The 18,718-nt window shown below is 30.6% G+C and carries 18 protein-coding genes; 3 read left to right on the top strand and 15 right to left on the bottom strand.

Annotation, left to right across the window (positions count from 1 at the left end; all coding sequences use genetic code 11):
* Positions 1-187: 187 nt before the first annotated feature.
* From I6U48_RS21495 to I6U48_RS21515, 5 genes are all read right to left on the bottom strand, one after another.
* Positions 188-739 carry a 2-oxoacid:ferredoxin oxidoreductase subunit gamma family protein gene (locus I6U48_RS21495; RefSeq protein WP_218322538.1) on the bottom strand — a complete coding sequence of 184 codons (552 nt, stop codon included), beginning with the start codon at positions 737-739 and terminating at the stop codon, positions 188-190.
* A 167-nt stretch (positions 740-906) separates the two neighbouring features.
* Positions 907-1,644 carry a thiamine pyrophosphate-dependent enzyme gene (locus I6U48_RS21500; protein ID WP_218322539.1) on the bottom strand — a complete coding sequence of 246 codons (738 nt, stop codon included), beginning with the start codon at positions 1,642-1,644 and terminating at the stop codon, positions 907-909.
* A gap of 55 nt (positions 1,645-1,699) precedes the next feature.
* Complete coding sequence (gene vorB, locus I6U48_RS21505; RefSeq protein ID WP_218322540.1) at positions 1,700-2,770, bottom strand: 3-methyl-2-oxobutanoate dehydrogenase subunit VorB; 1,071 nt, start codon at positions 2,768-2,770, stop codon at positions 1,700-1,702.
* 15 nt (positions 2,771-2,785) lie between these two features.
* Positions 2,786-2,989 (bottom strand): 4Fe-4S dicluster domain-containing protein, encoded by a 204-nt coding sequence (locus tag I6U48_RS21510; protein WP_218322541.1) that lies wholly within the window; start codon positions 2,987-2,989, stop codon positions 2,786-2,788.
* A gap of 29 nt (positions 2,990-3,018) precedes the next feature.
* On the bottom strand, positions 3,019-3,705 hold the full coding sequence (locus tag I6U48_RS21515) for an ATP-dependent Clp protease ATP-binding subunit (protein WP_218322542.1): 687 nt from the start codon (positions 3,703-3,705) through the stop codon (positions 3,019-3,021).
* Between the two features lie 310 nt (positions 3,706-4,015).
* Between I6U48_RS21515 and I6U48_RS21520 the strand changes: the two genes are divergently transcribed.
* Positions 4,016-4,807 (top strand): polysaccharide deacetylase family protein, encoded by a 792-nt coding sequence (locus tag I6U48_RS21520; RefSeq protein ID WP_218322543.1) that lies wholly within the window; start codon positions 4,016-4,018, stop codon positions 4,805-4,807.
* Between the two features lie 153 nt (positions 4,808-4,960).
* Here I6U48_RS21520 and I6U48_RS21525 read toward each other — a convergent pair whose 3' ends face one another.
* The 3 genes from I6U48_RS21525 to I6U48_RS21535 form a co-directional block, all read right to left on the bottom strand.
* Positions 4,961-6,979, bottom strand: coding sequence for a methyl-accepting chemotaxis protein (locus I6U48_RS21525; RefSeq protein ID WP_218322544.1), 2,019 nt, complete (start codon positions 6,977-6,979; stop codon positions 4,961-4,963).
* A gap of 208 nt (positions 6,980-7,187) precedes the next feature.
* Complete coding sequence (locus tag I6U48_RS21530; protein WP_218322545.1) at positions 7,188-7,445, bottom strand: hypothetical protein; 258 nt, start codon at positions 7,443-7,445, stop codon at positions 7,188-7,190.
* 40 nt (positions 7,446-7,485) lie between these two features.
* Complete coding sequence (locus I6U48_RS21535) at positions 7,486-7,962, bottom strand: coiled-coil domain-containing protein 22 (protein ID WP_218322546.1); 477 nt, start codon at positions 7,960-7,962, stop codon at positions 7,486-7,488.
* A 220-nt stretch (positions 7,963-8,182) separates the two neighbouring features.
* On the opposite strand from I6U48_RS21535, the gene I6U48_RS21540 reads away from it, so the two are divergent.
* Entirely contained in the window at positions 8,183-8,380 is a 198-nt protein-coding gene (locus tag I6U48_RS21540; RefSeq protein WP_218322547.1) for an asparagine synthase, read from the top strand.
* 136 nt (positions 8,381-8,516) lie between these two features.
* On the opposite strand, the gene I6U48_RS29820 is transcribed toward I6U48_RS21540, so the two are convergent.
* The 7 genes from I6U48_RS29820 to I6U48_RS21575 all read right to left on the bottom strand — a co-directional run bounded on the left by I6U48_RS29820 (position 8,517) and on the right by I6U48_RS21575 (position 15,424).
* On the bottom strand, positions 8,517-9,560 hold the full coding sequence (locus tag I6U48_RS29820; RefSeq protein ID WP_246615490.1) for a coiled-coil domain-containing protein: 1,044 nt from the start codon (positions 9,558-9,560) through the stop codon (positions 8,517-8,519).
* Between the two features lie 87 nt (positions 9,561-9,647).
* A complete protein-coding gene (locus tag I6U48_RS21550; RefSeq protein ID WP_218322548.1) occupies positions 9,648-11,783 on the bottom strand; it encodes an HAD-IC family P-type ATPase in 2,136 nt (711 codons plus the stop codon).
* 28 nt (positions 11,784-11,811) lie between these two features.
* Positions 11,812-12,132, bottom strand: coding sequence for a hypothetical protein (locus I6U48_RS21555; protein WP_218322549.1), 321 nt, complete (start codon positions 12,130-12,132; stop codon positions 11,812-11,814).
* A 99-nt stretch (positions 12,133-12,231) separates the two neighbouring features.
* Positions 12,232-13,500, bottom strand: a complete 1,269-nt coding sequence (locus I6U48_RS21560) for an HMA2 domain-containing protein (RefSeq protein WP_218322550.1) — start codon at positions 13,498-13,500, stop codon at positions 12,232-12,234.
* A complete protein-coding gene (locus I6U48_RS21565; RefSeq protein ID WP_218322551.1) occupies positions 13,490-13,999 on the bottom strand; it encodes a coiled-coil domain-containing protein 22 in 510 nt (169 codons plus the stop codon). The genes I6U48_RS21560 and I6U48_RS21565 overlap by 11 nt, the downstream gene beginning before the upstream one ends.
* Before the next feature lie 387 nt (positions 14,000-14,386).
* Positions 14,387-14,638: a hypothetical protein gene (locus tag I6U48_RS21570; RefSeq protein ID WP_218322552.1), complete on the bottom strand. Its 252-nt coding sequence runs from the start codon at positions 14,636-14,638 to the stop codon at positions 14,387-14,389.
* Between the two features lie 141 nt (positions 14,639-14,779).
* Positions 14,780-15,424: a hypothetical protein gene (locus tag I6U48_RS21575; protein WP_218322553.1), complete on the bottom strand. Its 645-nt coding sequence runs from the start codon at positions 15,422-15,424 to the stop codon at positions 14,780-14,782.
* Positions 15,425-15,634: 210 nt separating this feature from the next.
* Between I6U48_RS21575 and I6U48_RS21580 the strand changes: the two genes are divergently transcribed.
* A complete protein-coding gene (locus I6U48_RS21580; RefSeq protein WP_218322554.1) occupies positions 15,635-18,634 on the top strand; it encodes a cation-translocating P-type ATPase in 3,000 nt (999 codons plus the stop codon).
* Positions 18,635-18,718 lie beyond the last annotated feature (84 nt).

Consider the following 18,718-nt stretch of genomic DNA (forward strand, 5'->3'; position numbering starts at 1 on the left):
TCGTTAAAAGTCATTTAGACTTTTAACCAATCAAATAGTCTAAGACTTTTTCTAAAATACTTCGCTAAGACTTATAACAAAAGTATTCAATGTGTCTTCCAGAATGTAAATATATCCCTGCGTATAAGTTAAGTGTCTGGTGTGGATGTCTATAAAGTTTGATAGTTGTCAATAAAATATTAAAATATTACAGCTTTCTTTCAGCTTTGCCGATAGCAAGTCCTTTTTCAAATGCTTCCTTATTTATAGGAATTAGTGAAGCCTTCTTGCCCAATTTTTTAATAATAGTATTAAGCATTACTTCCTCTGGAATAATATCAGTAAACCCTACATATACACCAAGCATAATAACATTAAGAACTTTTGCGTTTCCCATCTCAAGAGCGAGCTCTGTTACGGGAGCAGAAATGACCTTAATATCTTTTCTTGCAATCTCTTTTTTAACGATTGAGCTATTAATAAAAAGTGTTCCCTCTTCTTTTAATGTACCAATAAATCTGTCTAAGGATGGTTCGTTCATAACAATCAAATCATCCATAACGTCACCTAAAGGTGCTCCTATCATTTCATCGGAAATAACAACGAAGCAGTTTGCTGTACCACCACGCTGTTCAGCTCCATATGATGGGAAGAAAGTAACGTTTTTGTCTGTAGAATCACAGGTTGCAGATGCTAAGAATTTTCCAAGTGTCATGACACCTTGTCCCCCGAATCCGGCAACGCACAAGTTTGTTTCCATATCTTCTTTCTCCTTTCACTCGAAACATTCGGTAATTTGCCATTTCTTACTAGCAGACTACCAGTTAAAGATCATTTAGATCTTTGTCTGCGACTACGGGGAAAACTAATCTTACTCGCTCCCGCTCGCAGGTTGAAAGTTAAAGGTTATTTAGACCTTTAATCTTCCTATTTATCTCTTATTACACCTAATGGATATTCTTTAAGCATTTTCTCTTCAAGAAAATCAAGAGCTTTAAGAGGGTCAAGTCCATAACTTGTAGGACATGTTGTAACGATTTCTACAAGTGAGAAACCTTTTCCATCAATCTGATTCTGAAACGCCTTCTTTATAGCTGCCTTTGTTTTTCTTACATTTTGAGGTGTATTACAGCTAACACGCTCAAGATATACAGGTGCGGTAAAGGTATTAAGGGTTTCACATACATGCATAGGATGTCCATGTTCCTCAGCTATTCTTCCTAAAGGTGCTGTTGTAGCCTTCATACCTAAAAGTGTGGTTGGAGCCAGCTGTCCTCCTGTCATACCATAGATTCCATTGTTTACAAAAATAACTGTGATGTTTTCTCCACGATTAGCAGCGGACATTGATTCAGCAAGACCTATAGCCGCAAGATCTCCATCGCCTTGATAAGTAAAAACTATAGTTTCAGGGTTTGCTCTCTTAACGCCTGTAGCAACAGCACAAGCTCTTCCATGAGGAGCTGTAGTTACATCATAAGTAACGTATTCCATTGCAAGACCACAGCAGCCTACCCCTTGTACATTTGCTGTTCTGTCTATTATATTCAGTTCTTCAACTACTTCACCAATAAGTTTAAAAATTGTGCCATGCATACAACCAGGACAAAAACCTGAAACCATATCGTCTCTGATGCCACAAGTTCTTTTATATATCTTTTCCATTAGACTTCCTCCTTGTATTCCTAATTATCACATAACAATTATTATTTTACGTCTCCTATTTGTTAAAAAGTTCTTTAGCTGCATTTATAACTGCAGTACGTGTAATAATTTCTCCACCTGCTCTTAAGCATTCAGTTATAGGTGCTCTGTCTTTAACCGCCATCTTTACATCATAAATAAACTGTGCAGGAATTGACATTTCAACATTTAAAATAGCTTTAACTTTTCCATAATCAAGGTTTTCAAAGGAATCATAAGGAAAAGGAGAAATAGTTTTAGGACGTATGAGCCCAATCTTGTACCCTTCCCTACGAAGAAGATTAACTGCTGATTTTGATACACGACCTGAAATTCCATAGGCTGCAATAACAACTTCCGCATCTTCAATCATATATTCTTCAACCTGAATATCTTTATCCCAGGTTTTATACATTTCTGCATTTCTTTTGCATCGATCCTCCTGACCAGACCAACCACCTGGCAAAATCAGAGCTCTTTTTTCATCACGCCTGTGTCCTACAAGCGCCCAGGATCTATGTGAATCTTTAAGAGCTTTAACCTCTTCCTCACTTCTCATAGGAGGAAGCTCTACTGGTTCCATCATTGATCCCACAACGCCATCTGTCAAAATAAGGACAGGATTTCTGTCTCGATGTGCGTAGTCAAAGGCTGCATAGGTCATATCTACAGCTTCTTGAACTGTTGAAGGTGCAAATACCATCATTCTGAAGCCGCCGTTTCCGCTTGCTTTTGTGGCTTGCAGATAATCCTGCTGAGCAGGTTGAATACTTCCTATTCCAGGACCTCCTCTTGCTACATTTACATACACCATCGGTATACGTGCAGATGCCATATAAGAAATACATTCACTCTTAAGACTGATACCGCAACTTGATGAAGATGTCATAGCTCTTGTTCCAGTCTGTGCAGCACCGTACACCATATTCACAGAAGCTACTTCACTCTCTCCCTGTACAAATACTCCTCCTACTTCTGGCAGTCTTCTTGATAGATATTCTGGAATTTCATTTTGTGGTGTAATAGGATAACCAGCAAAAAATCTGCATCCAGATCTTACAGCTGCCTCGGCAATAGCCTCACAGCCTTTAATAAATACTCTTGCCATAATTTATTCCCTCCATTACTTGTATACTTCTATAGCTGCCTCCGGACACATCTGTGCGCACATCTGGCAGGCAATACAATCCTCTAAATTTTCTGCTACAATATATTGATAGCCTTTTGAATTTACTTTTTCTCCTACTGCAAGCACCTTTTTAGGGCAGAACTTTATACAATAAAGACAACTCTTACAGCTTTCGGTTTTGATTGTTACTTTTCCCATTTAATCCTTCCTCCTTTTTTAATATTAATCTATTCAATCCAAGGATATGGAATATAAAGCTTAATTGGAATGAGTGGAATATCAACTTTATTTACCATATCTTCATAAAGTTCTTCCCTTACACACAAAAAATCACTTTGAATATAATTACCAATTATAGCCTTAATTTTTTCATTTCCTTCTATGACTTCTATTGAAGTTGTGGTATATCCCAAGTTTGGATTATTGATTATATTGACCTTTTTTATATGAGATACCCTTAAAATTGACGATAGGGTTGCATCTACTGATAAAGTATCCTTTGACCATAATCTGTATGGATTAATCACAAAAAATACTATAGTATTTTTATCGTTAATAAGTGGAGCAAAGCCGCCAATCATCCTTGCACCTGTGTGATTTCCACCAACGTCCATAACTACACAAGTGTTATTGTTAGAAAGCTGCTCTCTCACACCGCCTGCAAGAGTTGGAGCATCAAAATATTGTTCTTCATGATGAAAAACAACGTTTTCACTTTCAATATTTTCTCTTACGTCTCTTGCTCTGAAAATGGCTTTTGTCTGATCCATATCAAAGAAATGAACCTGCTTATCACTTAGTTTGGAAATTTTCACTGCAAAATTAATAGCAATTTCGCTTTTACCGCTGCCAGCTTCACCAATAAACACAAAATTTTTTTTGGTTTTTAATAAATCTTTAAACATGTCGTCCATTACATTTTTGCCCCCTTGATAACAGCTTGTATTTATGAATATAGCACTTAAAGTTTACTGTGCAAAAAATGAAGCTCAAAAATGCCGTATGTACAAAAACATGTACATATATTTAAAAGTTGTATTCTTTTTTATACGAAAGGGCTGCCTAGCATAGCTTCATCAATAGTATTTGAAAAGTATGCTATCAACCCTTAAAATTGTTTTGTATAAAAATTTGGGGTAAATTACTATAATTATTTATTAAATAGAGGTAATGATAACATTAAGATAAAATTTATATTTTTAAATCAAAGAAGGTGTTTTTCTTATGAAAAATTCTCATGCTTTGCGCTATGGTGTTTTCATACTTGCATTATTAATTGTATTTTCAATTTTTAACACTGTTGTATACGCAGATGAATTAATCGCATTTAATAATAATTCTAAAAATGCAAGTATTCAAAAATTACCTAAAGAGGTGTTTTTAACTTTTGATGACGGTCCATCTGTAAATAATACAAAAAAAATATTAAAAATATTGAACGATAACAACATAAAAGCTACTTTTTTTATAGTTGGCATAAAAGCAGAAGAAAATCCTGCAGCACTTAAGGAATTAAGTAATAATGGTATGTGTATAGGAGTTCATTCCTATTCTCATGATTATAAAAAAATATACAAGAGTTCAACTGCTTATATTAATGATTATGAAATGTGTAGAAATACAATAAGAAAGATAACAAATAAAGAACCCATGAATTATACCCGATTACCAGGTGGTTCAACTAATTTAATTACAAGTAAAGCAAACTTAAATTTAATAAAAAAGGCTTTAAACGATAATGGTATAAAATATGTAGACTGGAATGTTTGTTCAGGTGATGCGGATAGCCATGAAGTGCCTGTTGGAAAAATAAAAAGAAATGTTAAAAATCAGTGTCAAGACAAAAAAATTGCAGTGATACTTATGCACGACACTTATTACAAGCATTTTACAGTAGAGTCACTACCTGAAACAATAACATATTTAAAGAATCAAGGATTTGTGTTTAGAACCTTTGCAGATTTGACTGAGTCAGAGGAAAAGGAACTTATGCACCTTGGGATAATAAATAAATAATTCATGACCACACCTAAAAGAGGTGGCTTGCTCAAGATCCATAGGAGCATAATATTTCCAGCACCTAAATGGTGCTGGTTTTCATTATATTCCATCCATTGTGAACTGATTACTTAACCACACCCTTAAAATGGCTTTCTAATTATTTTGTTGTCATATTTTTCTTTCACTCACTATAAATCTATTAATATCATTTTTAAATTTTAAGGATAATTCGTTAAGATTATTTGCGTAGCCATTAAACTCGCCCATTACTGCAGTTATTTCTTCAGTAGAAGCAGAAACCTGTTCTGTGCTTGAAGCCGATTCTTCTGAAATCGCAGATATACTTTGCATTGTTCCAATTATTTCATCTTTGCTTTTATTAGTTCTATTTATTAAGCTATCCATAACATCTACTCTATCTGTTAGTTCTTGTACAGTAGTTATTATGTTGTTAAAAATATTTTTAGTATCTTTAGCTGCTTTATTTTGTTCATTAACTATACTAGTTGCACCTTGTATTGATTCCACAGCAGTCTTTGTTATTAAACTTATATCCTCTATCAATACTTTGATTTCTTCAGTAGAGTTTGAGGATTGTTCAGCAAGCTTTCTAACTTCATCCGCTACAACTGCAAATCCTCTACCAGATTCCCCAGCTCTAGCAGCTTCAATTGCTGCATTAAGAGCCAGTAAATTTGTCTGCTCTGCAATACTATTAATTGTTTTAGTTATTACCTGTATTTTTGATATATAGTTACTCATATCAGTTACTATATCCGATACCTGTAGAGTTGTTTTTCTAACATTATTTGATTTATCCATCAATACTTCTAAAATGCCGACACCTTCATTGCTGATATTTTTTGTGTTTTTTGAGACCTCTTCCATCTTTTGAGTGACTTCAACTATACTATGTATTTCAATACCTAAATTTTCGATTTCATGTACTGCATTTTCAATATCTTTACTTTGCGTCATTGCTCCTACAGCTACCCCATCTATTGCTGTTGCAACCTCATTGATAACTTGACTTGTCTGTCCACTGCTTGTTATTATTGATTCTGAAACCTTCTCAATAATACTTGAAGATTCTTTTAATTTACTGATAAGCATAGAAATTTCACCAATCATACTATTAAAGCCACCTGCAAGTTGAGCAAATTCATCTTTAGATTTATTACTTATTCTTGATGTTAAATCTCCAGCTGCAGCCTTTTTAAAAGCATTTCCTAAAATAATCAAATTACTGCTTATCCATCTACTTAACAAAATTGCAATAAGGATGGAGATGATACCTGCTATAGATGCAAAAATAATTATTGTATTTTTAATTATATCTATATCCTTTTTAAGCTCGCCTTGTTGTATAGCTCCGAATATTTTCCACCCGCTTTCTTTGTTTGTTATAAAAACGTTATATTTCTTTTGTCCATTATAAATATATTCATCAAATCCTTTATCATTAGTACTTACATCTTTCCAATAACTCATTTTTGTGGCAGTATCTTTACCGATTTGATTTTTATCGGGATGAGTAAGAGCAATTCCATCCTTATCTACAATAAACACATAACCTTCTTTACCAATCTTTATATTAGAAAGCTGTTCAGCTAATTTATTCATATCTATATCCATTGCGATAACTCCAACTATTTCTCCGTTATATTCAACGGTTCTTGCAATAGTTACAGTAGACTTATTAGTCTTAGCATCCTTGTAAAATTTAGTTATTACAATATTTCCTTTATTTTTCAAAGCTTCTGTATACCAAGGCCTTACTGTCGGGTCGAATTCTTTTCCCAATTCCTCCTGTGGCCACATATACATACTCTTATTGCTAGTACCATAATAAATAGATGTTATGTCGCTATTATTTTCTTTGAACCCCTTAAGTAGACTAATTAAATAAGGTTCATTTTGTGGATTTATATGTAGTTCTTTAAAATCCACATTGCCAGCTAATATGTTTAATTCTTCATCAAATTTACCAAAGTATTTATCTATGCCTCTATTAACTTCTAAAATAGTTTGTTCTGTCGTTACTTGAAATCTCTTTATCATTATATCTTGGGACTTTTGATATGAAATTAAACCAAGAAGTGTAATTGGTGTTACCGTTATAGCTATAAGTATAATAATAAGTTTCATACCTATGGCGGATTTTAAAATATTCCTTCTATTATTCATATTTTTCCTCCTTAGAATAAATTAAACATTAGTCTACAAGATATTTATAACAATTCAATATTAAATAGATGTTTATAACTTGTTAAGTATGTCTTAAATGTTTTTTTAACTAATTTATTGCAGAAGAAAAGGCACTGTTACACCTTAAAACAATAAATAAAATAACCCATATGCAAAAAACATATGGGTTTATAATTGTTTTAAGTAATTAGCGTTTAAACATTAATAGCCTTATCATACGCTTATATATTTTTTTATTATTTGTTCTTTCAAACTCTTTAAAAAAGAATTCCTCTACATTTCTTATAGAACTTAACCATAGATTTAAAATTTCTTCTTCACTTGAAGGATTATTTTTGATTTCCTCCAGGCTAAAAGTTAGCAAGTCTTGAATAACTGTCCTAGCTTTATTTAAGCTATCACCTATTAAGGTCACCTTTGCTGAACTATTTGTGTTATTTTCCATTATGAAAAACTCCTTATGCGCAATATTTTAGTTTTATATCTTATATTTCATCCATTGCAGCCATCTGCTTTCTTTTACGTTGATACTGAGCTTCTGCTACTATATCCTCAAATCCTTCTTTTACTTCACATGTTAACTTAGAAGTTCCATCTACTATCGAAAGAACTGAAGCTATAGTCCCAACTGTTAACTTTCTTAATGGGGTAAATAGTATTTTCTTTACTAAAAAACCTATTTTCTTATCAGGTGCATCTTCATCTAGTAAATCTTCATCATCTAAATCTTTATTAGTTCCACTAATGTTATCAAGTTTCGCTAATATATGCTCAACATTTTTACTAACCTGTTCGAAGCTATCATTCATGGTTTTGATACTATTTTTCAAATCAGATTTATTATTTTGTAATTCTTGTATCTGAGTAGTCATTTGACTATATTTTTCTTGCAGTTCTTTTAATTCTTGCTGCATTTTATTTTGTAGTTCTTCTATATTCATTTCCTCATTGCTGTTATCCATTTTATATCAACTCCTTATTGAAATCGTAGTCAATTTTATTATTTGCTACTTTCCTTTAATAATGCATTGGTACAACTATTTTTTATGTAATTTGGGCAATGTCATATTCATAATATCTATAATAGATTTGCCTTTAACATTTTACAGGCATATTATAATAGAATAAATCACATTATATATAGTGTAAGAATACTAATTTAATAGTTAGGAGGAATTTTATATGGCACGTAAGGGAGTTATACCAGCTGTACTAGGAACCGCAGTTACAGCTGCTGGAGCCACTTTGACAGCTATGGAAATTGCACCTGTAATTGCAACAGGAGCCATAGGTTTTGGATTAGCTCACATAGTTCTTGGCGGATTAGATATAGCTAGACATAGGGGGCACAATCAAAACATATCAAGAAGAATCAGATAGCCTATGCTACTATAATTGATTTATAAAGTTTAATAATCTAAGTTTTTAATATACATTAAATAAAAAGAAGCTTAAGTTATCAAAAGCTTCTTTTTATTTAGTTGATTCTTATGTATAATATTTTTACCAACTTATACTAAACTCTATCCATTCTAGCCATTTGTTTTCTTTTGTGCTGATATTGAGCTTCTGCTACCATATCTTCTAATCCTTCTTTTACCCCACAGGTTAATTCTGAAGTCTTATCTACTACTGAAAGAACTGAAGAAACCGCCCCTACTGTCAATTTTCTTAATGGATTAATCAGCATTTTCTTTACTGAGAAATTTATTCTTTCATCTTCTAGAGCTTTATTCATTTCACTAATGCCGTTAAGTTTATATAATATATCTTCGATGTTTTTATTAACCTGATTAAAATTATCACTTATAGTTTTAATATTGCTTTCCATGTCATGCTTACTACTTTGCAATTCTTGTATTTGTTCATTTGTCTTACTATATCCTTCTTTAAGATTATGTAATTCTTGCTGAGTATTTGTCTGTAATTGCTGTAAGTCATCATTCATTGTTTTCATGTTATTTTTCAAATCAGCTTTATCCTTTTTCAGTTCATGTATCTGTGTACTTGTTAAATTATACTTCTGTTGAAGGCAATCTAATTCCTGCTGCGTATTTATCTGCAATTGCTGGAAACCATCGTTCATAGCTTTAATACTATTTTGTAAATCGGACTTATCGTTTTGTATTTCTTGTACTTGTGTACTTGTTTGATTATATTCTTCTTTAACATTATTCATCTCTTGTTTTGTATTTATTTTTAATTGCTGAAAACTATCATTTATGGCTTTAATATTATTCTCTAAATTAGATTTACCTTTTTGCAACTCTTGTATTTGTTCACTTGTCTGCTTACATTCCTGTTTGAGACTATTTAATTCTTGTTGAGAATTTGTTTGTAATTGTAGCAATCCATCATTCATAGTTTTAATACTATTTTTTAGATCAGACTTATCCTTTTGTATTTCTTGTACTTGTGTGTTTATTATACTGTACTTTTGTTGAATACTATCTAATTCCTGCTGAATCTTCTTTTGTAATTTCTCAATACTATTTGAAAAATTATTGTTATTTTGAATTGTATTTCTTGTTTCTCTAATTCCATTATTGCTGTTATTCATTTTTCTCCTGACCTCTTTCTAACTTTTAATAAAGCATATTATTCCCAGTTTCTTTCTAATTAATTACATTATTTTGAAATTTTTGAATTAATTTAAACGTTTTGGTCCCAATCTAATTCTTTCATTCATAACTAATGCAAAAATAGAATTTATTGTATCTATTGATTTTGCAACAAATGGATTAAAGCTTCCAAAGAAAGCAAGTACTCCAAAAAAAGTGTTATATAAATTTGCCATCATAATATTTTGATCTATTTTCCTATAGGCATCCCTAGATAACATTATTAAATCATTTACTCTGCTGATATCATCATCAAAAATGACGTAATCTGAATTGAACTTAATATCATCGCTAGAATAATTTGCAAAGCTGACACTTACATCCGCAGCTCTCATTGATAAGAGGTCATTTATTCCATCTCCAACCATCATAACTGGACCTTTAGATCTTTGTCTTAGTATAATTTTAAGCTTTTCCTCATTACTACAATTAGCATGAATATTTTCTATATCTAATTTATTAGCAACATAGATACCTTTTTCATAATGATCTCCTGTTGCTAAAGATACATCTTTTATACCATTAAATTTAAGGTTTTTTATTAGATCACAAGCACCTTCTCGTATGATTTCCTGCATTACAATTAACCCCACTACCGAATTATCCACACTTATAAGCATCGGATTAAACAAATTATTTTGATAATACAAATATTTATCTAATATATTATCTAAGACAATACTATTTTGTCTTAGATAATCTGCATCTCCAATTAATATTTTATGTTCATTATACTCTGTACTTATTCCTTTTGAAGGTATTAAAACTGAACTTTCCAAGTTTTCTTCAGCACTATTATCCCATGATTCTCTTAGCACGCTTTGAGAAGCTTTTGGAACTTTGTTATATATGCCATTTTCACAAGTAGTGCATATTTTTAAAAGATCTTTATTTGTATAATTTTTATCAAAAGATTCAATATATGCAATATCCATATCCTTATAAGTAAGAGTACCTGTTTTATCAAAAACTATGCTGTTAATATTAACAACCTTTTCAAAAGTATTAGGATTCTTAACATATATATTATATTTGCTCAGTAAATGCATATAATTTTTTATTCCTATGCCCAATGCTAACTCTGATGATGCTGGACATAAGACTAATATTATTGATAAAGCATTTAATATATTACCTGTAAACATGTAGTTTAAAACTGATAATATTATTGCTATAGGAAGTGCTCTTTCTTGATATCTTATAATTTTTTCTCTTAAATGTAGTTTCTCAATAGAAATATCATTTTTGTTAAGTGGATTAGCTAAATTTAGCACACGAACTTTCAACTCTCCAGATATTGCAATCATGCCTTCATATACTTTATTGCTTTCTTCTATCAAAGATACAAACGGCTGCCCTGTATAATAAATACTATTTACTACAGCTTTTCCTCCTATGACTTCTCCATCAATAGGTATAACCTCCCCCTGGTGTATTAATATAGAATCACCTATTTCTAATGACTTAACTGAAGTTAAAATTTCACTACCATTGCTTGTAATTAACCAAGCCGTATTAGGAGGTCTTACCAAGCTCTTTTTCAGCAAACATTCACACTTTAAGTCGGCAGATGCTTTTATATAATCTGTAAAATCAGTTAATAGAATTAAAAATAGACCCTCTGTGCTTTCTCTAGAAATAGTTAAAATAAATCCTACTAATTTAAGAAAAACATCCGGATGAGGATATATGCGTCTTACAGAACGGTTATATATACTTCTGAATAGAGAATAACCACCTACTATTGTTACAATTGAGGCTATTTCAAGCGCAGCAAAGCTGCCACTTAGAAATGATTTTCCAAATACAAATTGTTTAATTTTAAAAAATAAATAGATTAAGCTAGATCTTATAAAATTATTTTTAACAATTTCCTTTTTTTCCTTAGTTCGATAGTATGAATCATGAGAACTAAAAGCTTCATCATTGTAATTTATTTCAGATGATAATGTCTGTTCAATACTGCTTTTAATTAATTTAAGGTTTGTCTTTGCTTCATCATATAAAACTAAAATAGTTCCTGTATTATAGTTCACTCTGCTATATTCTACTCCATATAAGCCTTCTGTATATGAATCAATATATTTTGATAGTTCCTTGTTTCGGTAGGCTTTATTACATTGAAATCTAACTCTTCCAGGTAATATACTTAACTCTCTCAACTTTAAAATTCAGCCTCCTTATTATGTATTAAAGATTGTCAACTTTTTCTGATATATTCTTCAGTTGTCTTTTTAACTCCGTTATTTTGTTAAATGCATGTTTTTGTTCCTCATTTAGCAATTTTAATTCATACTGAGTATCCTTATTTACTTCAAACTGACATGGTTTATCCTCATTTTCTGTCTCTTCTAACACTTCATTTATAAAAGCTTTTGTATTTTTACCAATTATTATTACATTTTTTAAAAATTTTCTGGCAATAGGCTTCATATTTTTTCTTATAGTTGGGTAAACTCTAGCCCCTAATAGTCCTATACCTACACCATATAAAATCTTTTTGTTTCTCATAGCAGAACTCCTCCATATGTACGTATTAATTCTTTATATAAAAACTTATAGTCATTAATACTTAAGCATTAATGACCTTAATATAATTTTATATATTCTTTATTGTTTGTTCGAACTCTTGGAAAAGAATCGTTTAAATCTTAATTTTAAAGTTAAAGTCATAACAAAAGTGTTTAAAATATAAAAAAATATAGAACTTAATGGTGTTAAATATTCTAAGGTCACAAGTAGAATACCTAATATGTTTAGTGTAGTTGCAATATTTTGAGTTTGAGTATTTATCTCTCTACAAAAATAGCTTAATTCCATCAGGAAAGGTAATTTATTCATATTAGAATATTCCAAATTGATGTCTGCGTTTAAGATATTTGGACTTTTATTTCTATACAAACATATAATTAGGTCACTATGAAAATATGTTAATTGACTTTCCAAAATTCGGTCTGTAGTTAGTGAAACTGTATTGTTAAGCTTATTTACCATTAAATAATTTTGTTTTTTTTCTAAATTATTTATATCTAATATTTCTACTCCTAATAAGTAACTAATGTACTGTATAATTCCACTTTGACTGTTTCCAATTATAAATATATTATTTACACCTAATATTCTTATATTATTTATAAGTGACTCAAAATCGCAATTAACAGGATTGTCTATTTTATTTAATATTGTTAATTTATGTATATCATATTTACTTAATTGTAAACCACTTATATTGTGAAATCTATCTTGAAAAACATCATTCTCTACCAATAAAGTATCAATATTATTAAGAAAAGTTAACGAACTATTACTTTTTAAATATATATTGGCCATTTTTAGTTTAGTTGATGCATAATAGTAAGAAGCTGCACTTATAGCAAACAAAATCCCTGGATAACCTAGTATTAATGCAGAAATAACACTGCCAATACTAGAAGTAAATAAAAATATAATACTGGATGAACCTATTGAATTTTTTAGTATATTATTAGAAATACTATATTCCTTCTCATATATCTTTTTTGAATGCTTTTTTCTAAATAAAGAAAGCGGATTCATGGCATCAATAAGAATTTTTATTAAATGTCTTCTATCTATATTTTCAGGAATTATCATTTCATTACTGGATTTAAGAGCTTTCTCTACTAGAATTAATATGTTTCCTTTACTAAGGCTAATATCTTTGTAATATATTAAAACATTTCCACTATTCTTACTTACATGAAAGGATACTATATTAGTGTGCTTAGCTAATTCATATCCTATACTAAATGCTATTTTCTCATTTCTAAGTAATCCACTTATATTTATTCTAATTCTCCCAGGAATCGATGAGATAACTTTTATTTTTCTAAATTTTAAATTATTTGTTTCATGCTTCATCCACTGTGCCCATCTGTTTTCTTCTACGTTGATATTGAGCTTCTGCTACTATATCTTCAAAGCTTTCTTTTGCTCCACAAGTTAACTCAGAAGTTTTATCAATTACTGCAAGTACTGAGCCTATAGCTCCTACAGTCAGCTTTCTCAAAGGGTTCAATATCATTTTTTTTGCTGAAAATTTTGTTTCTCTATTATGCATATCGTTATCTAAGTCTTTACTTGCAAGACCAATATTATCAAGTTTAGCTAATATATCTTCCACATTTTTGCTAACTTGCTGAAAGCCATCATTCATTGTTTTAATACTATTTTTCAAATCAGATTTATCATTCTGTAATTCTTGTATTTGAGTACTTATTTCATCATATTTTTGTTCAAGAGTATCCAATTCTTCCTGCATTTTTCTTTGTAACTCTTCAATTTTATCTGAAGAGTTATTGTTGTCTTGAGATATATTTCTTATTTCTCCTACATAGTCTTCCTTATTGCTGTTATCCATTTTTGTATCAACCTTTCTCTAAAATCTTAATCAAATTTATTATTGACATTTTCCTTTTAATAATACATCAATACAATAATTTTTTATTGTTATAACTATTTTCAAATAAGCTAACATTGTTATTTTTTTTAGAAAAATTTTATCTATAAAACCTTATTTAACACTTACATACTTATTGCATGATGTACTGTTATTATTTGATAGGTAAATTTTTTGACTTACGTTAAATATATATTTTTAATCATATAAAAAAATAAGCATTGATACTTACATCAATGCTTCAGACTGGAATAGTTATTATTATATTTTCAACACTTTTATTGTAATTCATAATTGTTTAGCTTGTATTTAGTTTGTGAACATTTTATGTTAACTGTAAGATAAAGACTACATGAGTCGAAGAACCTTTTTTATATATTTATGATCATTACTAACTCTTATTAAGCTTTCCATAAAATACTTACTCTTGCTTCTTGGTAACTGTTTTCTCTCAAGCAGTTTAATTATTACCATACAGGTATCATATTTTTGTACGTGAGTATGTCCTTCTGAAAATTCTTTATGGATGTTGTGTAATATATATCCATTTGCAGCCTTATAAATTTTAAAATTACAATCATGATATATTTGTACACTCATAAACATTCACCTCATCTTTATATTACGAGATAAATGTTATATAAACATTAAAACTATTTTAATTAAACTTTAAATTATCTATTTTTTATTCATAAAATATATTTACGAATACATTTTAACTCATTAAAATTCATATGTTAATTAAGCAATTGAAAATTCATAAGATATATTCTGAATGTTATTTATATTAATAATACAGGCTTTTATCAACTCATTTCTTAAAGTAACCTTTGTATTAGTCAAAAACCCTTCTATTTGCTTATATAATAATTCTTGGTGTTTTCTTTTCTGGTTTATCAAGTTATTTTTTTTCAATATATTCTTGCCTGAAATATTTCTTTTTATTAAATCATTTACCATATCGCTTTTGCATATGCCCTTTAGAGAACGTGATATAGCAAAATCTATAATATACTCACAAACTTTACATATTATTTGAGTAACCTTGAAATCATTAATTAATTCATTAATAAAATCATTATTACATCCTATTGATTCTGTATGCACAACATCTGGATTTGAATAGCCCATACATTTAGCAATTTCTATATTAACCTTAAACAATATATCTTTTATAAGTTCTTTAATCTGACGCTTTGATAATACCTTTTCTTCAAAATTTTTCATTTCATGTAATGCCAAATTATTAGATATCATATGAGAATAATCAAGGGCTGACCTGATACATGAAGAAAAAAATATATCTAATTCTTTTTCTATAAGTAAGATACAAAATGTTTCAAGTTCATTTACATAGTTTAGAGAGTAAAAACTAATGTTCTTCATAGTAAACTCCTTACATATATTCTGTAAAGTTTCTTAAAATACTAACCTCCATTATTTTATCCTTGCAAGGTAAACTGTTCATAAAGTAAATGTTAAATTGATGTTAAAAAGAGAGAATAATTTGTAATTTTTTTGGAAAATATAATGAAGTATTCTGGATATAGATTTATTGGTTTAATAGCTTATAGGTTTAGGAAAGGTGATAGAACAATGATCCATACAATTAGAACTTCTAAAAACTACAAAAATGATTGGGAATTTCTATATAAAAGAATACGAATTCAAATTAAGTCAACTTATAGGAACCAATCAGAAGCAGACAAAATAACTAAATACATCATGTCTTTAAATGGAGTAAAAGTTGCAAAGGCTAACATTATAACTGGTAAAGTATTAATTCTATTTGACGAAGACGTAGTCTCTGAGAAGCATATTGAAAAACAAATTAATATTTATATAAAAAAATCTAGAATTAGTTATGATTCTAACATAATTAAAATAAATGATATGAAAGAGGAAACTGCCTCACCTATCACCTTTGAAGATATTAAAACACCATTGAATAATAACGCTTATAACATTAATTCTTCAACGACCGATAATTCAGCACCTTGGCATACAATGGATAAAAATCAAATTGAAACTTCACTTAAAACGAATCTTCAATACGGTTTAACGGATAAAATAGCAAAAGAGAAGATAAAGGAACTCGGTTTAAATGTACTATCTGAGAAAAAAAGGAGTTCATTATTATCTAAATTTTTGGAGAATCTTAATGATTTTTCAGTGAAGTTGCTTCTTGGAGTCAGCGCTGTATCCTTTTTCTTAGGTCAAATTCCAGATGCTATAGCAATACTAGGCATAGTTGCTATAGAGACTGTGCTAGGGACTGTACAGCAGTATAAAGCAGAAAAGTCTATGTATTCACTAAAGGATATGCTAGTACACAAAGCTAGGGTAATGCGAAATGGAAGTGAACTATACATAGACGCCAAGCAACTGGTTTCCGGAGACATAATCTTAGTCGAAGCCGGCGATAAGGTTCCAGCTGATGCTAGAATAATTGAATGTTACGATTTGAAAACCACAGAGGCATCACTAACTGGAGAATCTACTCCAGTAATCAAATCCACTGATTTATGTAATAAATTTACTGAGCTTGGTAGTAGATATAACATGTTATTTATGGGTACTAACGTCATTTGTGGCAGAGGCAAAGCAATTGTAGTCGCTACAGGAATGAATACTGAAATAGGGAAAATCGCTGCAATGCTTCAAAACATAAAATCACAGTCGACCCCACTTCAGATAAAAATGGATAATTTCACCGCAAAATTGACTAAAATATGCTTGATTTCCTGTGCAGTTATAGGCTTTGGTGCTTTGCTTGCAGGTAGAAGTATTGCTCAGGTTTTGACTATGTCAGTGAGTTTCTCCATAGGGGCTCTACCTGAAAGCTTGCCAGCCATTGTCACTGTTGCGATGGCTTTAGGTGTGCAGCGAATGAGTAAGCATAATGCTATTGTAAGAAAACTAACTTCAATAGAGACCTTAGGCTCTACTAATGTTATTTGCTGTGACAAAACAGGAACGCTTACCATGAATGAAATGACAGTAAAAAGAGTTTATACCGATGAATGCCTCTATGATGTGACTGGTTCAGGTTACACCCCAGAGGGTGATGTACATTTAATTGAAGGTGATCCTACAAGAAAATCTAGCGTAGAAAGGTTATTTACTGCAGGTATAATCTGCAATAATGCTTCCTTAATAGAAGGTAATAATAGTAAGTGGACTGTAAAGGGAGATCCAACAGAAGGAGCATTAATAACTGCTGCTAATAAATTAGGATTAGATGATCATATAATTAGAGACTTCAATCCTCGTTTAAGAGAAATCCCCTTTGACAGCTCCAGACGCTTCATGACTGTAATTTCTGATGGTCCAGAAGGTCAAATTGCTTATTGCAAAGGTGCTTTAGATTGTATTATTGAAAAATGCACTACTATTTATGAAAATGGAGTTGAAAAACTTTTAACATCAGCTGATAAGGAAAGGTTAACATCAATATGTGATGAAATGAGTGAAGATGCTCTTAGAGTTTTAGCTTTTGCCTACAAAAAAATTGGCAATAAGAACTCAACTAATATTGATAATAATTTTGTTTTTCTAGGGATGGTAGGAATGGAAGATCCTCCAAGGATTGGTGTTAAAGGTTGCATAAAGAAATGCTATAAAGCAGGCATTAAGGTGGTTATGATTACAGGTGACTACAAGAATACTGCGGCGGCCATAGGAAAGGAGTTAGGCCTACTCACAAACGGACTAGTCATCTCTGGAAAAGAACTAGATGATATGACTGATGAAGATTTGGATTCTAAAATTCAGAAAATACAAGTTTTTGCTAGAACTTCTCCAGAACAAAAACATAGAATTGTAAAAGCTTTCAAAAGGTTTGGATACATAGTTGCAATGGCTGGTGATGGTATAAATGATGCACCTGCTATCAAAGAAGCCAATATAGGTATAGCCATGGGAAGCAATGGTAGTGATGTAGCTAAAGATGTTGCATCCATAACACTTGTCGATGATGATTTTTGTACAATAGTAAAAGCTATCGAAGAAGGAAGAACTGTTAACAATAATATAAAAAATTCTATGCGATATCTGTTAGCAGGTAATCTTGGTGAAATAATAGCAATTGCCCTCGCTTCTTCTGTTGGCGGAATTTTGCCTCTAATATCCATGCAAATACTATGGACAAATGTAATTTCAGAAAGTATTTTGGGATCTGCCCTGGCAACAGAGCCATCAAGTGATTATGTAATGGATTCACCACCAGTAAGAAAATATGAACCATTAATTAATAAAAAATTAGGTATGCAAATTGCTAGAAGAGGCATTGGAATAGGTTTAACTACCTTCGGAATATTTGAAGGGGCATTGTTATTAGGAACAGGGTTAAATAAAGCTAGAACTTTGGCCTTCTCAAATCTAATATGTTCTCAATTTTTAAATATATATGATTGCAGAGGAAATAAATCAAGATTATTACCTAATAAATATATGAACATTGGAGTTGCTTCTTCTATGGCTATGCTATTAGGTATAATCTATCTACCATTTCTAAGTCCTTATTTCGGAACACAAGCATTAACATTATTAGATTGGGGGGCTGTGACAGGAATGTCTATGCTCAGCAGAATATAATTATGAATATACAATTTTAAAAAAGTATACATAAGTAAAAGCTTTCTTAATTTCACTCAGCTTTGCTTTTGTATACTTTTCATT

It is taken from the genome of Clostridium thailandense (genome assembly GCF_019207025.1).
GTDB lineage: Bacteria > Bacillota > Clostridia > Clostridiales > Clostridiaceae > Clostridium_AM > Clostridium_AM thailandense.

Bases quoted from the DNA above. Each gene is read 5' to 3' on its own strand.
- I6U48_RS21495 (WP_218322538.1), bottom strand. From the start codon at position 739: ATGGAAACAAACTTGTGCGTTGCCGGATTCGGGGGACAAGGTGTCATG.
- I6U48_RS21500 (WP_218322539.1), bottom strand. From the start codon at position 1,644: ATGGAAAAGATATATAAAAGAACTTGTGGCATCAGAGACGATATGGTT.
- vorB (WP_218322540.1), bottom strand. From the start codon at position 2,770: ATGGCAAGAGTATTTATTAAAGGCTGTGAGGCTATTGCCGAGGCAGCT.
- I6U48_RS21510 (WP_218322541.1), bottom strand. From the start codon at position 2,989: ATGGGAAAAGTAACAATCAAAACCGAAAGCTGTAAGAGTTGTCTTTAT.
- I6U48_RS21515 (WP_218322542.1), bottom strand. From the start codon at position 3,705: ATGGACGACATGTTTAAAGATTTATTAAAAACCAAAAAAAATTTTGTG.
- I6U48_RS21520 (WP_218322543.1), top strand. From the start codon at position 4,016: ATGAAAAATTCTCATGCTTTGCGCTATGGTGTTTTCATACTTGCATTA.
- I6U48_RS21525 (WP_218322544.1), bottom strand. From the start codon at position 6,979: ATGAATAATAGAAGGAATATTTTAAAATCCGCCATAGGTATGAAACTT.
- I6U48_RS21530 (WP_218322545.1), bottom strand. From the start codon at position 7,445: ATGGAAAATAACACAAATAGTTCAGCAAAGGTGACCTTAATAGGTGAT.
- I6U48_RS21535 (WP_218322546.1), bottom strand. From the start codon at position 7,962: ATGGATAACAGCAATGAGGAAATGAATATAGAAGAACTACAAAATAAA.
- I6U48_RS21540 (WP_218322547.1), top strand. From the start codon at position 8,183: ATGGCACGTAAGGGAGTTATACCAGCTGTACTAGGAACCGCAGTTACA.
- I6U48_RS29820 (WP_246615490.1), bottom strand. From the start codon at position 9,560: ATGAATAACAGCAATAATGGAATTAGAGAAACAAGAAATACAATTCAA.
- I6U48_RS21555 (WP_218322549.1), bottom strand. From the start codon at position 12,132: ATGAGAAACAAAAAGATTTTATATGGTGTAGGTATAGGACTATTAGGG.
- I6U48_RS21560 (WP_218322550.1), bottom strand. From the start codon at position 13,500: ATGAAGCATGAAACAAATAATTTAAAATTTAGAAAAATAAAAGTTATC.
- I6U48_RS21565 (WP_218322551.1), bottom strand. From the start codon at position 13,999: ATGGATAACAGCAATAAGGAAGACTATGTAGGAGAAATAAGAAATATA.
- I6U48_RS21570 (WP_218322552.1), bottom strand. From the start codon at position 14,638: ATGAGTGTACAAATATATCATGATTGTAATTTTAAAATTTATAAGGCT.
- I6U48_RS21575 (WP_218322553.1), bottom strand. From the start codon at position 15,424: ATGAAGAACATTAGTTTTTACTCTCTAAACTATGTAAATGAACTTGAA.
- I6U48_RS21580 (WP_218322554.1), top strand. From the start codon at position 15,635: ATGATCCATACAATTAGAACTTCTAAAAACTACAAAAATGATTGGGAA.